This window comes from Legionella massiliensis (genome assembly GCF_000756815.1).
In the GTDB taxonomy this organism is placed as follows: domain Bacteria; phylum Pseudomonadota; class Gammaproteobacteria; order Legionellales; family Legionellaceae; genus Tatlockia; species Tatlockia massiliensis.
In genome coordinates, this window is sequence record NZ_CCVW01000003.1 from 316,299 (window position 1) to 330,780 (window position 14,482).

Below are 14,482 nucleotides of genomic sequence, written 5' to 3' on the forward strand. Positions count from 1 at the left end.
GCAGACATCAATAAAGACCCCGTCATCCCGAACATAGTGAGGGATCTCCGGGATTAGCATGGTGCTTCAATTCATCTAATTCGAGCAAATGATAAAGAACTTGGACAAATTGATGGATTTTAAGTTTCAAACTTACTAAACTTGCTGCTTTTTAGAACAGATGATAACTTCTTTCCGATGATGGCAGGAAAAGATTTATCAACGAAGCGATAGAAAATATGCCCGAAAATCAAACAAGATTGCACAAAGCAGCAATGCAAAATGATATCTCTTATGCTGAGAACACCCCTATAACTTCAGATGACCTCTTCGCAACTTATCTTGGAAATAGTCCCTTAATGTGGGGCGTTGCTAATAGTAGCGTATCTTTTACTCTAAGGTTGTTAGACCTACCTGATCTAGAGCAGGTTAATTTTAAGTCAACAGATCAGCATAGGCAAAACAGCCCTTTAATCCTTTCAGTTTCAAAAGGTTGGAACCATTTTCCTACCTCGGGAAACGAGAAGCTAGCTCAAAGAGCAATCGCAACCAAACTATTGGAGAGAGGAGCGGAAGTAAATGCTGTGGATGCCTATGGTCGGACTGCTCTTCACTATGCCTGCCTCCACCGAAATCTGGATGCGATTAGAACCTTAATTCAGAATGGTGCAAGTTTGGATATTGGGGATTCTAATGGCCAAACTCCATTAGATTTTTGTTGTTTAGATTTCCCTACGGCATTAAATCGATTAGAAATTATGACAGGAGGTCCTAGGGATTATACCTTTACTTTAGAAAGGGAAAATTTTGATTCCAGCGGTACTTTTTATCAATCCTTATCAAATTTGCTATCCCAAGAAGAAATCATCGTTGATGCGGGACTTTTTAAGTCATCTTATGACTTAAATCAAAAAATAAATAATGTATTAATACCAATATATAATCATGCAAAAGATTTGTATGTCCACTATGTCTCACCAAAATTAGTTTTAAATGATGATGTAATTAGAAGAATGTTAAGTGCTGATATAGTTAATCATGAACTAGTAATTTCAAATGACTCTCTAGAAAATCGAAAAATCAACGCACTATTTAAAGTCTACCTTGATCTAAAAATTGCAGCGGCAACACATATTGATTTTTCAAATAACCAAGTAATTTTCAATAATAAAAAATTAGAAATTGAGCAAATACTAACTGATGCCTTAGATAATCCAGATCTTAGAACAGAGCGAGACCTTCTTACTAAAGCAGGGATGGCTCTTTTAAATCTAGTCTCCATCTGTTGTCTTGGAATACCACTAATTGCAAATTATTGCTTCACAGGACAGTTCTTTTTTTCTCATCAGACAAAGTCTGAGAAATTATTAAATATTGCCAAAGAAGAGATGATGGTGCCGGTTTTTTAATTTTCATATCGCAGCATATATGCTGATAAGCATTTAAATATTGTCCCTTTGGGGGACGCTGCCATTAAGTTAAGCCCTACACCATTGCTTACGTCCCGCGGCTTGACCGCGGGACGTAAGGATTTTCTTAACCTAACGGCAGTGCTCTTGGGGGAGAGGGGGATTATTTCCTCTTCACATATAAGGTCTTAACAATCTCAGCGACGATAGTACCTGAAGAATCAACTATTTTAATTTCAAAAACAGGCTCAGACTTTTCATTTTCATCCGCTTGCTGCTTAATCATTTTTACTTGTTCAGAGCTAAGCTCAAACTCAGCAAAAACCTTGCCGTGTGCCGGTTTTTTATAACGGATAGTTCCAAATTTATCCCAAACAATATACTCCCTGCCTAAGGCTTTCATTAGCATGAGCATATAGAAGGGGTCAGTCATTGAATATAGCGACCCGCCATAATGCGAACCGACATAATTTTTATTCCAAAAGCGCATTTTCAGTTGCACTGTTATACGGGAATAATCCTTATTAAATTCTCTGACACTTATGCCAGCTCCCCAGAAGGGAGGCCAAAATCGTATTAGTTTTAACAGCGTTGAAAGTTGCATGAAAATCTCAGACTGATTTAAGGGCTCTCTTTATTGAGGATAGCAAAAAAGGGCTGGCCCGAGGAGGTCAAATTTCTTTCCAATTCATCATAATCAAGGGGAAAATCAACAGTCCAATGCTTGGCAGGGACTGAGAAGGTCTTTATAACTAAACAAGGATAAAGCTTCTCGTTGAATACGATGCTGGCGGGCAATTTGCCGTAACTCAAAGTTGGTGTAAGCAAAAGTCTTCACATGAGCAAAATATAATTTTTCAAATAATCTTCAGCAGATAATGGTTCTAAATCAGGGGAGGGTGCTTGAATTTTTGACAGGTAAACCGTCAGGTCAGTTTTTTTCATAGTCGCTATAAAACAGTGAGTTATGGGCTTAATTATAAACACTTAGGGTCAGTAAACAACAGCAGTGAATTTCCAGTCCGGTATGATCTCAATATATACAAATCGTTTACTGCATGATTTAATGGTGGTGCTAAATTTGATCTATTTATTTGGTAATTGATTAATATTGACAAAATTAATGCATAAGGAGATCTTCGTGGATACAAAAGAACATACGGAAGTGGGTAATCAGTTGCGTTTTGGTGATTGGTTAGAGTTAAAGGACAATCCCTATATACACATCGATGAAGAAACGGGGATTTTATCCTTAGATTTACAAAGGATTGATGAAAACAATCTGCCAAAGTCTACCAACTTACGCCTCACCAGCGGCAACATGGTAGCCATGTCCGGCGATTATTTTGGTGGTCGTGAAGTAGAGTTTGATCTGCCTTCAATGACAGAATTCAGAGGGAATCCTGGTGCCTATGATGATTCGATAAGCCTTGGGCATTATTTGATTAATAAACCTGTTTTCCCCGAAGATGAGCACAAATTCGTCGCTTCTTATCGACGACTGGCTAATCTTGAGGTTTCACAAGACGAGATCAATCTGATCTACGAAATTGATGGAGCCAATTACATTCCTTTTTCTAATACGTTGAATGGTTACGCACAAGAGTTAATGTATGCCCTTCGTGTAAAAAATTACGGCGATATGTTAACGCGTAATTTATCGCATTTTACCCCCTGGTCTGTGAGAGCTTATGTTGTTGGACATCATCTTGCCCTGCAATATGCGTCCTTCTCTTATGAATTTAGACAATTAGCTGAAAATCCAGACTATGAATCAAATAACGAAGAGTTTAATAAGGTAAGAGCATATATTGAGTTAACACCAGGTGGTCTGAGCGCAAATAATTGTCGTGATCTTGCCCATCGTTACCAAGCCTTAGCCTTAGGTATGGAACTTTTTTGCTTTCACTATTATTCCGACCACTATGCTGCGGGTCATTGCCAACCTGTTGGCGATTTGCGCCAAGTCTTACCTGAAAAATTCGGTACCTGGGGTAGCATTCTTGTGAATAATATTCATGATGAATGCAATAATGTGTCGATTTATACCACCAGACCCTATGATTCCAATCTCGATAAAAACGATCCTCCGGTTGAAATGACCGGTGATGGTGATTTTGACGAGTCTAGAAATTATTACAACAAACAAGCTTGTGTTGCCGGAATGCAGTCTTCGGTCGGCGATTTGCGACGAGTCTTTGGTGGTTCCCCTCTGCCGAATCAAACTGAATATGCGGGCCTAGCTCATTTACCAGATATCGATGAGAACTATCGGCAGCATCAGCCCCTGTTTGTGTTAGGGGCAGATAATAAAGTTTATTATCGTACCGAGCTAAGTAAAATACGTATCCTTTCACCAAGCCAATGGAAGACAACCTATGAGTCGCCACTGGAAAATGGTTACACAGAGTTAAGCTCTACATGGGAAGCCTTTGTTTTAGTCTGTAAATTAAGGTTGCTATCCTTTATTTATCAAGGCGAAGTTCAACCCTTGAGCGAAGCAGAGCGTGAGGCGATTGAACGAGAAGAATTTGAACTTAACCCACAAAGACGTCCAATACCAACACCGCCCAGAACGCTCGAAGAAACTCCGGTTCCACTTGCCAATTGGAAAACAAAGCCTGCGAGTTCAAGAGAGATGGTTCGAGGTATGGATAATTTTGGTGTTTTATCTGGGAGTTCAGGCCAGAGACCTAATTCTTCTCATGTACTTGAACAGGAGGGGGAAAGTATTTTAAGCCTCTAAGGGGTTGGAGCAAATATCAGGAAAGTACTTCGAGCCAGAAGCGTAATAGGTCACACAATGGCGTCAACTTAAGGAGCAATACCCCTAGTTCGAAGACGATATGTCCTCTCGCCCCTTGGGGAGAGAGTTAGAGAGAGGGGAAGATGCGGCGTAAAAATACTTAAGTTGACGCCATTGATAGGTCACGTCCCTCCTTGTCTCAGCGCAACGTCATCCAGAGCGCAGCGAAGGATCTCCTGAATGTGGCACAGTGCTAATCCCGGAGATCCTTCGCTGCGCTCTGGATGACGTTGCATTAGGGTGATAGGGCTTCGGGTACCTTTATCCCTGGCTCGCTAAAGAGGCGGGATTGTTAGCCCTATAAATCTGGAAGGTTGGATTTGATAAGTCTGCGAGCAAAGTAAAATTATTCAAAATATATTGATAGATCAAAGGATGAGTGTTTTTGTAGCGAAGCCGCTCTTTTCCATCTATTTTTTTCGAAATCCCGCGGCTTGACCGCGGGATCAAGCGTTAAATATTCCATAATATGAATATAGTAATGCATATTTTGAATTTGCAGCCAAAAATACCTTGAGAAAATTGACTATCCAAGTTATTATGAATTTATATTCAATATTTGGATAAGAATCCATGAGTCAGTTTTATAATGTCGTTATTTCTGGATCCCAGGGGTATATTGGTAAAGAATTACTGAGTCTTGTTAACCATCATCCTCATTTGAACTTGCTCGGAGTACACAACCGACAAGAACAACAATTACAACAAATACCCGTTTTTTCTTTAAGTGATCTCATTGATAACGCTAATCAAATTGATCTTTTACTTTTGGCGACACCAGCAGCTGCATCGATGGAAATCGTTTCAGCACTGGCTGAGGCAGATATTCTGATTATTGATCTTAGCGGCGCATTTCGTCTGCCCGAAGAGCAGTTTAGCACTTGGTATGAGAGCAACCATAGCGCAGCACAATATATCTCTGAGGCTTGTTATGGTTTATTACCATGGGTAAAAACACAGGCTAATTATCGCTTAATTGCCAATCCAGGTTGTTATGCAACCTGTGTGCTCATGTCAATTTTACCCCTATGCAAAGCAGATTTAATAAAGACTGATTCGATAATTATTGATGCAAAATCAGGCGTATCTGGTGCCGGCAAGCAAGTGAACGCTGATTTGATGTTTTGTGAAATCGCAAACAACTTTTATCCCTATAAGCTTGGTAAACATCAGCATATTCCGGAAATTTTAAAAGCTATAAACGATCTGAGTGGAAAAACTGCGAAACTCCGATTAACAACATCGATTATCCCGATTATCAGAGGCATTGCGATGTCAATATATCTCGAAACAGAACAAGCCTGGGACTCAGATGATGAGCTTGCGCAGGCAATCGGCAATGCCTTTCAGCAGGCCTATGTAGAATATCCCTTAGTTAAGGTTAAAGAAGTTGGGAAGGGGGATGACCAATTTATCTTGTCCTTAAAAAATGTAGTGCAAACTCCCTTTAGCCATATTGCCTATTTTGTTAAAGACGGGCAAATCACCATTTATTCTTGCATTGATAACTTGCTTAAAGGTGCTGCTAGCCAAGCAATCGAGAATATTAATGCCATTTATCAATTACCCCTGCATACAGGTTTAATCGCTGTTAAGGAGACACCATGATGATCCTAGGTTGTGGAATTTTTAGAACAAAGCTACCTATCGGCTTTACAGCCGGCGGAATTAACTGTGGTGTTAGACAATATCGTCCTGATTTGGGCGTCATTATTTCTGAAGAACCTGCTGTGGCTACAGCTGTGTTTACCCAAAACCATTATAAGGCTGCCCCTATACTTTATTGTGAAAAGATACTTCCTTCTGAGAAGATAAAGGCAATTATCACTAACAGTGGTGAAGCCAATGCAGCAACAGGTGCAGAAGGAGTTAAAGCAAATTTAGCCATGGCTTCTTGTTTGGCAGAGACTCTGGGCTGTGCACCAGAACAAATACTTACAGCCTCTACCGGCGTGATCGGCAAGCCTTTGTCCATAGATAAAATTAAGGAAGCTATTCCGCAATTAGTCGCAAAGACAACGGATATTGCAGAAAATTTTGCAACAGCGATTTTAACGACCGATCTAGTTCCTAAAACAGTCTATAAAGATGTACAACTCTCCGGTGGGCAAGTCTGTATTACAGGCATTTGCAAGGGCTCAGGCATGATTCATCCCAATATGGCTACGATGTTGGGTTATTTGCTTAGCGACGTGCAATTACACAGCGATCAGGCGCAAAGCCTGTTAAAGCAAGCCTGTGATGATAGTTTTAATATGATCAGCGTTGATGGTGAAACCTCAACCAATGACTGCGTATTCATAATGGCCAATGGGATGAGTGGCGTGTCTCTCAATAATGCTGAGGATGAAGCCATTTTTTATGAAGCCTTATTAGAGGTAGCAATCATTCTAGCTAAAAGTATCGCCAGAGATGGAGAGGGCGCGTCTAAGCTTATTGAGGCAAAGGTCTCTGGGGCAGAAAATTTGACGCAGGCTAAAGCGGTTGCCAAATCAATCATTACCAGCCCTCTTATAAAGACAGCTATATACGGAGAATCACCCAATTGGGGACGGATTATTGCAAGAATTGGTAATGAAAATCTTAGCCTCAGCATGTTGAATAGTTGTGAAATAGTCATTCAAGGGATAACTATTTTTTCCCGGGGAACTGCTGTTCATGATCTGGAGGCCTTAAATCTGAAAGAGGCTTTAAAAAAGGATTATATCCTGATTGAAATCCTGTTCCCTCAAGGCAAGCACACTGCAACAGCCTGGGGCTGCGATTTAACTGAGAAGTACGTCAAAATCAACGCGGAGTATTTATCATGAACAGCAAACTTATCCTTATAAAGGCAGGGGGATCAATTTTGCAAGACGAAACACTCATTTCCTCTCTATGCATGGATATTAAAGCGATTGCCTCAGCAGGGCATAGGGTCATTGTCGTACATGGTGGGGGCAAGGCAATTAATGAAGCCTTAGCTGTTTATGGCATTAAATCTGAATTTATCGAGGGCTTGAGAGTCACTTCTTCAGAGGCAATAAAGGTTATAGAAATGGTTCTTTGTGGCCAAGTTAATCAATTGCTGGTTAGGAAATTAAATCAAACTGGGCTCAGCACAATTAGTTTATCAGGTGCGCAAAATCAGATGTTATTTTGTGATTTATATAGTCAGCAACATGGTTATGTTGGCGAAGTTAAATCGGTTAATACAACATTTTTAAAGAATTTATCAGAGGGTGCTATACCAGTAATCGCAACACTAGGTATTGATAAGGAAGGCCATGCCCTGAATATCAATGCTGATATGGCTGCTTGCCATATTGCCAATGCATTAGATGTTGATCAATTAATTTATCTTACCGATCAGGATGGAATTTATAACAAGCAAGGGCAGTTATTTGCCCAGCTTAGTAAGGCTCATCTGCAATTACTAATTAATCAGGCGGTTGTGAGTGGTGGGATGCTCGTGAAGGTTAAAGCGATTATCGCTTCCTTAAAAGCGGGATTGGATCGAATCCTTGTCTTGAATGGTCAGCAAAAAAGAGTATTAATTGATACGGTTTTATATCAAAAACAATTAGGCACCTTATGTGAGTGTACTCCCAGTTAAACGTCATCTCGAGCGCAGTGAGAGATCTCCAAAAGCCGGGACAAAGCCACATTCTGGAGATCCCTCACTGCGTTCGGGGCGACGAAGATAGTGAGGAGTTATGCGTCAGGTTTAAGTAAATTAACTTGAAGTCCTATTTTTCAGAGTCTAGTATGGAATAAAAGACCCTTAAGAATGTTATGGAAGCACGTCAAGAAAAAATAAATCATGGATTGATGGAGCACCTCTTCGTTAACACCGCAAGAGCTATATTCTTTACCATGTTTCTTGTTTTTCTTACCTTGGGATACTTAAATTTCAATGGTATTTCCCTTGGAACAACCCTGTATTGGGAAATTGCCTTGTTCAGCATTCTTTGTTTTCGTCTGATTATTGCAACCTTAGGCCAAAAACCTAACGCCAATAGATCGCTTATCTATTGTTTACTAATAGCTAGTGGTTTCATTCTAGGCGGCGTTTTTGGCTTGTTTTATTGGTCTTTTTATTACGAGATGAGCTTGTTTCAACGAATGATAATTTTATTGTTTTTTGTTGGATTAACAGCGGGAAGTACTATCTCGATGGCAGCTTCGCCCCTCGCTTTTTCAACCTTTGTACTACCTATTTATCTTCCCATAATAGGTAGGAATTTTTTAGATATAACACATGATTCAAAAATTGTTGCGTTTTTAATTATTATTTACATGGGCTTTCTTTGTATGATTTATCTTATAAATCGACAAATGCTGAAAACAAATATTGAATTGTGGATTAAGCAAAGCGAGTTAAACGAGCAGCTCACGCAATTCAATCATCGCTTGAGTATTGCTTCTATTACCGATGGGCTCACAAATCTAGCGAATAGGCGATATTTTCAAGAGCGTTTAATCGCTGATTGGATACGAGCCAAACGTGCTGAGTTACCTATGTCTCTCCTCATAATTGATATCGACTATTTTAAGGCTATCAATGATCATTATGGTCATTTATATGGAGATGAATGTCTCAGAGAAGTTGCTAAAGTAATTTCAGAAACTGTTAAACGAAGAACCGATCTAGCTGCGCGTTATGGCGGTGATGAAATGGTTATTATTCTTTATGATACACCCCTGAAAGAAACACAAGAATTTGCCGAAAATTTACAGAATGCTATTAATAATTTGAACATTAAAAATGGTTATTCACCTATCTCCGATAAGCTAACTGTTACTATTGGTTTTGCCAATATGATCCCCGCACGTGAAGATGACTTTGAATTAATTTTTGAGTACGCAGATAAGGCGCTTTACGAGGGTAAACTTAAGGGAAGGAATTGTATTTATTCCTACAATTCGCTTTAGGTAGCACCGAGTTTTATGATCATTTTCCTTGAAGAAAATAAGCATAGATTAAAAAATTAATTAACGTAAGTGGGACTCCTATTTTTATAAACTCAAAAAATCCAAAGCCTCTAATCCCTCGCTTTTCACTATTTTGGATAATAATGATATTAGAAGCTGCACCTAAAATAGATAAATTACCCGCAATAGTACTACCCACGGCTAAAGATAATAAACTCAAATTAGAATGTGAATGCTGCATTAGCATAGGTAAATACAATGCAACTAATGGGACATTTGAAATAAACTGACTAAGAATAATGCTAGTTAGCAAAATAACCGCAATATGTGTCACAGAAATGTGGAAATGGTTCATATTCACTTGAAAAAAACCACTATCCCATACGCTTTGCATTAATATGAATGTGCTTAAGAAAAAAACCAAGGTTCCCCAATCCAGTTTTTTTATAAAAATCCATCGTTGATTACTCAATAAGATAGGCATAGCTGATAGAAGGGAAATGTAGCTAAAATTTATTTGTATTTTTGAATGAAAAAAATCCATTACAAGTTTGATGAGCACTAAAATAATCATCATTGCCAAACTTATTTTAACGAGCCTAACGGTATGAGAATCATTGATTGGTGCAGGGGTAGGTTTTTCAATAGATGTATTTAAGCTGTCTTTGTAGATTAAATAAATAAAAAGGTAAGTTACTGCCAGATTTAATAAGGTTGGAATACTCAAGTACTTAATAAAAACAACAAAGGGGGAGATCATTTCCCCCTTGATCGCTATTAACAAATTCTGTGGGTTGCCAATTGGACTTAAGGTGCTTCCAATAGTTATTGAAAATGCTAATGCAAAGAGTAAGGGCTTGATTAGATTTTTATGTGATTTACAGAGCTGCAAAATAATGGGGGTACCAATAATGGCTATCGTATCATTCATTAACAGTGCTGCACCTAGACCAAGTATAAAAATAATCACTAGTAATGCTTGTTTCCCGGTGTCGGCGTAATAAAAAATCTGATCCGTCAAATGTTCCAGATAACCACTTTCTTCTGCTGCTTGAGAAATAAGAAAAACACCAAATAAATAAAACATTACATCCGGCTCAATGGCGCAAAGAGCATCTAATGGAGTTATTTGTTGGAACAATATAGTGGTGATAGCACCTGAAGCCATAATTGCCCATATAGGAATAACAACTCTCGCCATTCTGCGTAATGCAACTGCAATGAGTACAATCAGAAGAATATAGACTGCAGCAGACATACCATTTTCCCTTTGCTTTTATAATAAATAGCTCTCTTTTAAAGGATTCTGCATGGGACAAAACTCCAGCTCACTTCGAATCCCCGAAGATCAAGCCGCGGGAATTCGAGTTTTTCTGGGATTACACATTTTTGTCCCATTTAACACTTAAAAGACAATTACCTTAATTTTCATGGATAAGTATTTGTCATATCTTAGATGAATTTCAACAATTTATTGAAACTGAACACCTGAAGATATGGAAAGTGAGTAACCCTTTCATATACTTAAAATAGGCGCACAGTCTTCGAGGGCTCAAATGAACTCAGTAGCCATTTTTTTTAATGCCATAACGCCTTTCAAAAGTGATTTGAATTTATTAAAGCGCTCTGATACACAAAATATTTTATTCATCAATTCAACTATTTATTCTCAATTGGATGAAAAGCAAAAAGATTTTTTTGAAAAAATTCATGTGATTGATCCGCTAACCTTCGATACAGCCTTGCCCTTAGCTGAATATTATTTGAAAAATCGAAGTCGCGACCAATTAAGATTAGTAACCAATGATGAAGCATGTACCCTTGTTGTTGGAAAACTAATTGATTATTTAGGATTGGACGGAGAGGGAGAAAAAGTCTTAATCAAATTTGTTGATAAAATCGTCATGAAAAAACTATTAGACGCTCAAGGGATTCGTACGCCATATCACCAAAGTTTTAATAAAAATGAATACAACAGAAATAAAGTGCTTTACACGACAGAGCTCGAAAAAAAATTCAACTATCCCTTTGCTGTCAAACCAATTGCCTTATATGGCTCTGCCAGTTTTAAGAAAATTCATAATAGACAGGACTGGTTTGCTTATGCCGAGCAAATAGCCGATTCTGAAATCCCCTTTCAAATTGAAGAGTTTATTGAGGGAACCTTATTTCATTGTGATGCGATTGTGCAAAATAAGGAAATTCGCTTTATCTCCATTTCAGAATACCTATGGCCTATGGCATTGTTTAAAGAGGGCTATCCTATAGGCAGCATTGTGCTGCCTGAATATGATTCGCGCTGGAATCAATTGAATGCTGTTCATCAAGAGATCATCGCAGCCTTAGAACCACCTGATGGCGCCACTCATTGTGAGTTGTTTCTTACAAAGCACAATGAAGTTGTTTTTTTGGAAATAGCGGCAAGGCCTTCCGGCGCTTTGGTTGTTTCCATGATTGAACGTATTACCGGAGTGAATATTGAATTAGCCCATTTTGAGTTAAGACTCCAAAGGCCAATTAGTTTTCAAAGCAAATTAATCACAGATTTTTCTTTTTTCTGTTATGTTCCTAAAAAAAATGGCACTGTTTTGAGCATGGACTTACCTAAATTTAACAGCAGTTTAAGTATTGAATGGAATATAAAGCCTGGGGATCTAATTCAACTAGAGCCCAGAGGTGAATACGATATTTTGGTAAAACCCTCTCATATTGCGGCGACAATTATCTTAAGTAATCCTAGTTTTGATGAGCTCTATGAAGACTTCCTTAGCTTGAAAAAAGCACAGCTGATAACAATGCACCTAGCGCAAGACAAAAAATAGAAAGCCTCTAAGTGCTCCCGAATTCCCGCGGCTTGCCCCATAGGTATCTACACCTGTGTCTGTAATAGATGAGCCCTGTCCCCTAAGCCACGTCATCCAGAGCGCAGCGAAGGATCTCCTGGATGAGCACCGTGCCACATTCAGGAGCTCCTTCGCTGCGCTCTGGATGACGTAGTGTTGAAACAAGGAGGGACGTGACCTTATTACAGACACTTGTGTAGATACCTATGCCTCTTCTCGAAGGATAATCATTAATTAAGCTTTGTGGGTTTGACCGCGGGGGGCCATGTAGCTTTCACCAGAGCCATGCAACAATACCTGTTCGCAATACAGCTTACAGTTCCTCATAAACCAACTCATTTTCTCTCACCAAATGCTCGAGAATAGACTCATGAATCTCTATACCTAAACCAGGCTTTTCAAAGGGTAGTCTCATGCCCTTAATATAAGGAGATTGAGTAAAAATAGGTTCTTTTAAATCCTGAAATAAAAATAAATCACTATCTAAATCAGTAAAAGCGATATTCGGCATTGATGCTGCAAAATGAATCCCTGCTGCTACACCCAAAGGGCCTTCCATCATACATCCTACCATCACCTTTAATCCTGCTTCATAAGCTCTTTGTGCCATAACTCTTGCCTGCCAAATTCCACCGGCTTTTTGGATTTTAATATTAATTCCATCGACGGCTTTCATACGAACTAACTCTTCTAGATCAGCCATACTAACGATACTTTCATCAGCATAAATATGAATGCCATTAAGCTGGTTTTTTATATCCAATAATCCTTGGTGGTCATCCTTTTTAACGGGTTGTTCGACTGCAATTACGTTTCCCAAAATCGCTTGTATTTCTTTTAAAGTTTCAATCGCTTGGCGTGAATCGTTAAAACCTTGATTAGGGTCAATCACATAAGCGATCTCTTTAGCAAACAGACTTTTAATTGTTTTTATTATTTTGAGATTAACCGTCTTATCTAATTTAATTTTTATGAGTTGAACCTCTGGATGATTTCTAACAATGTCCAAGGCAAATTCTTTGGTTTGTTCTTCATCTAAAACAGGAATGGTTAAGCTGTTTGCTGTGCACTTTTTTTCATTAGCAAAAAGCGCGTATACAGGTTTATTTCTTATCTTTCCTAATAAGTCATGAAAAGCACTATCTAAGGCTGCGGAGGCATGAACACTCTTAACCTGGTTTTGAACTAACTGATAAAAAACCTGTGGTGCAGCATTGGGATTAATTGGATGGTGTTTAAAATTCTGTAACTGAGAAACAACCTCAGCGTAAGTTTCACCGGTCATCAGTGCAAAGGGTGCTGCTTCGCCAATACCAACCAAACCATGATAATGAAGTTGAACTATAATCGTTTCTAAGTGAGTCCAAGTATGTGTTGCGATAGAAAGGGGTTGTGCCAATTTGTATTTCAGCCTATATATTTTTAATGCTGCAATATCCATGGGCAAATCCCTCTGGTTATGGATGAATTATAGTCTATCCGCCCAAGTATAGACCCTTTAAAGAGAAGCCGATGAATATACTCTTTCTAATAGGCAGCGATTTATATTCTTATAATATGGCAAATGAGATCTGCCTTAATTTCGCAAAACATCCTTTTAAAGCGTCTTTCTTGGTGTTTAAGAACGAAATGGCCTTTAATCCAGAAAAAATACAAGAGGAAGTAAAGCGCTTAATTTTTTATGAGCGAACGCTATTTAGCGAAATTTTGCTCCAATTCCTCAAAAATCATCCTAATGAAGGCAAATATCTAGGCGTAGATGCCTTAGCTCAAAAATATGCTTGCAATTATGCCTTTTGCCCCTCCATCGATAACAAAAAAGCATCACAATTTATTTCAGAACAGGCCAAGGATTGGGCGATTGATGTTGTTATATCGATAAGATGCATTATCAAACTTGATGCCCCGCTTATTCATTATTTTACGCGGGAAAAGGAAAATTATTTATGGAATGTTCATCCTGGTCTATTGCCGCAATACAGGGGGATTATGCCGATATTTGGCGCCATGTTTAACCAAGAAAAACACTATGGTATTAGCCTGCTTCGAGTATCCGAAAAGCTTGATGAAGGCACCATAATTGATTCACGGACCTGTACGCTGGATTACTCTAAATCCATGATTGAAAATGCGCTGGATTTGATCCCTGCAGGGGTTGAACTAATCACGGACAATTTACGCAAAATATCTAGAAAAGAACAACTATCGGTCTTAACTCAAAATGCCACTGAAAAGGGATTTTACTCATTTCCAACGGCAGAAGAGTTGGCGCTTTTCAAATCCAAAGGATTAAGTCTTTATTCAAAAGAGGGGCTCATTAATTTAATGAGTCGTTGTTATTTGACTGACAAGCAAAACGATATCGTAGAAAAATTGCGGCTTTACGGCAGCCTTTGAAGTATTTTTGTAATAGCTCATCCCCGTTATAACGAACATAAGCTGTGCTATTAAGCATATAGGCGCCTAAAGCCTACCTACCGCGCTTTATGCGCGGTATCCATGCGGAGTCTAGAGTACACAAAGAGCTCATT

Annotated in this window: 11 protein-coding genes; 8 read left to right on the forward strand and 3 right to left on the reverse strand. The window is 38.8% G+C overall.

Annotated features, from left to right (window positions below; genetic code table 11):
- Positions 1-254: 254 nt before the first annotated feature.
- The gene (locus tag BN1094_RS12995; RefSeq protein WP_176695305.1) at positions 255-1,388 is read left to right on the forward strand and encodes an ankyrin repeat domain-containing protein; all 1,134 of its coding nucleotides are present in this window, start codon (positions 255-257) and stop codon (positions 1,386-1,388) included.
- 163 nt (positions 1,389-1,551) lie between these two features.
- On the opposite strand, the gene BN1094_RS13000 is transcribed toward BN1094_RS12995, so the two are convergent.
- Complete coding sequence (locus BN1094_RS13000) at positions 1,552-1,992, reverse strand: DUF4442 domain-containing protein (RefSeq protein WP_043874874.1); 441 nt, start codon at positions 1,990-1,992, stop codon at positions 1,552-1,554.
- 537 nt (positions 1,993-2,529) lie between these two features.
- Here BN1094_RS13000 and BN1094_RS13010 point away from each other — a divergent pair.
- The 5 genes from BN1094_RS13010 to BN1094_RS18920 all read left to right on the forward strand — a co-directional run bounded on the left by BN1094_RS13010 (position 2,530) and on the right by BN1094_RS18920 (position 9,108).
- Positions 2,530-4,134 carry a hypothetical protein gene (locus BN1094_RS13010; RefSeq protein WP_043874876.1) on the forward strand — a complete coding sequence of 535 codons (1,605 nt, stop codon included), beginning with the start codon at positions 2,530-2,532 and terminating at the stop codon, positions 4,132-4,134.
- 633 nt (positions 4,135-4,767) lie between these two features.
- Positions 4,768-5,802, forward strand: coding sequence for an N-acetyl-gamma-glutamyl-phosphate reductase (gene argC, locus BN1094_RS13015; protein WP_043874877.1), 1,035 nt, complete (start codon positions 4,768-4,770; stop codon positions 5,800-5,802).
- Positions 5,799-7,004, forward strand: coding sequence for a bifunctional glutamate N-acetyltransferase/amino-acid acetyltransferase ArgJ (gene argJ, locus BN1094_RS13020; RefSeq protein WP_043874878.1), 1,206 nt, complete (start codon positions 5,799-5,801; stop codon positions 7,002-7,004). The genes argC and argJ overlap by 4 nt, the downstream gene beginning before the upstream one ends.
- Positions 7,001-7,789, forward strand: a complete 789-nt coding sequence (argB, locus tag BN1094_RS13025; protein ID WP_043874879.1) for an acetylglutamate kinase — start codon at positions 7,001-7,003, stop codon at positions 7,787-7,789. Before argJ ends, argB begins: the two co-directional genes overlap by 4 nt.
- A 179-nt stretch (positions 7,790-7,968) precedes the next feature.
- On the forward strand, positions 7,969-9,108 hold the full coding sequence (locus tag BN1094_RS18920; protein ID WP_052403288.1) for a GGDEF domain-containing protein: 1,140 nt from the start codon (positions 7,969-7,971) through the stop codon (positions 9,106-9,108).
- 19 nt (positions 9,109-9,127) lie between these two features.
- Here the strand turns inward: BN1094_RS18920 and BN1094_RS13035 are convergent, their stop codons facing one another.
- Positions 9,128-10,366, reverse strand: a complete 1,239-nt coding sequence (locus tag BN1094_RS13035; protein ID WP_043874880.1) for an SLC13 family permease — start codon at positions 10,364-10,366, stop codon at positions 9,128-9,130.
- A gap of 298 nt (positions 10,367-10,664) precedes the next feature.
- Between BN1094_RS13035 and BN1094_RS13040 the strand changes: the two genes are divergently transcribed.
- A complete protein-coding gene (locus BN1094_RS13040) occupies positions 10,665-11,930 on the forward strand; it encodes an ATP-grasp domain-containing protein (RefSeq protein WP_043874881.1) in 1,266 nt (421 codons plus the stop codon).
- A gap of 334 nt (positions 11,931-12,264) precedes the next feature.
- On the opposite strand, the gene BN1094_RS13045 is transcribed toward BN1094_RS13040, so the two are convergent.
- A complete protein-coding gene (locus BN1094_RS13045) occupies positions 12,265-13,392 on the reverse strand; it encodes an enolase C-terminal domain-like protein (protein WP_043874882.1) in 1,128 nt (375 codons plus the stop codon).
- Positions 13,393-13,463: 71 nt separating this feature from the next.
- Between BN1094_RS13045 and BN1094_RS13050 the strand changes: the two genes are divergently transcribed.
- Positions 13,464-14,348, forward strand: coding sequence for a formyltransferase family protein (locus BN1094_RS13050; RefSeq protein ID WP_043874883.1), 885 nt, complete (start codon positions 13,464-13,466; stop codon positions 14,346-14,348).
- Positions 14,349-14,482: the final 134 nt, after the last annotated feature.

Excerpts from the sequence above, each read along its gene's own strand:
- argB (WP_043874879.1), top strand. The coding sequence starts at position 7,001 with ATGAACAGCAAACTTATCCTTATAAAGGCAGGGGGATCAATTTTGCAA.
- BN1094_RS13045 (WP_043874882.1), bottom strand. The coding sequence starts at position 13,392 with ATGGATATTGCAGCATTAAAAATATATAGGCTGAAATACAAATTGGCA.
- BN1094_RS18920 (WP_052403288.1), top strand. The coding sequence starts at position 7,969 with ATGGAAGCACGTCAAGAAAAAATAAATCATGGATTGATGGAGCACCTC.
- argJ (WP_043874878.1), top strand. The coding sequence starts at position 5,799 with ATGATGATCCTAGGTTGTGGAATTTTTAGAACAAAGCTACCTATCGGC.
- argC (WP_043874877.1), top strand. The coding sequence starts at position 4,768 with ATGAGTCAGTTTTATAATGTCGTTATTTCTGGATCCCAGGGGTATATT.
- BN1094_RS13050 (WP_043874883.1), top strand. The coding sequence starts at position 13,464 with ATGAATATACTCTTTCTAATAGGCAGCGATTTATATTCTTATAATATG.
- BN1094_RS13035 (WP_043874880.1), bottom strand. The coding sequence starts at position 10,366 with ATGTCTGCTGCAGTCTATATTCTTCTGATTGTACTCATTGCAGTTGCA.
- BN1094_RS13000 (WP_043874874.1), bottom strand. The coding sequence starts at position 1,992 with ATGCAACTTTCAACGCTGTTAAAACTAATACGATTTTGGCCTCCCTTC.
- BN1094_RS13040 (WP_043874881.1), top strand. The coding sequence starts at position 10,665 with ATGAACTCAGTAGCCATTTTTTTTAATGCCATAACGCCTTTCAAAAGT.
- BN1094_RS12995 (WP_176695305.1), top strand. The coding sequence starts at position 255 with ATGCAAAATGATATCTCTTATGCTGAGAACACCCCTATAACTTCAGAT.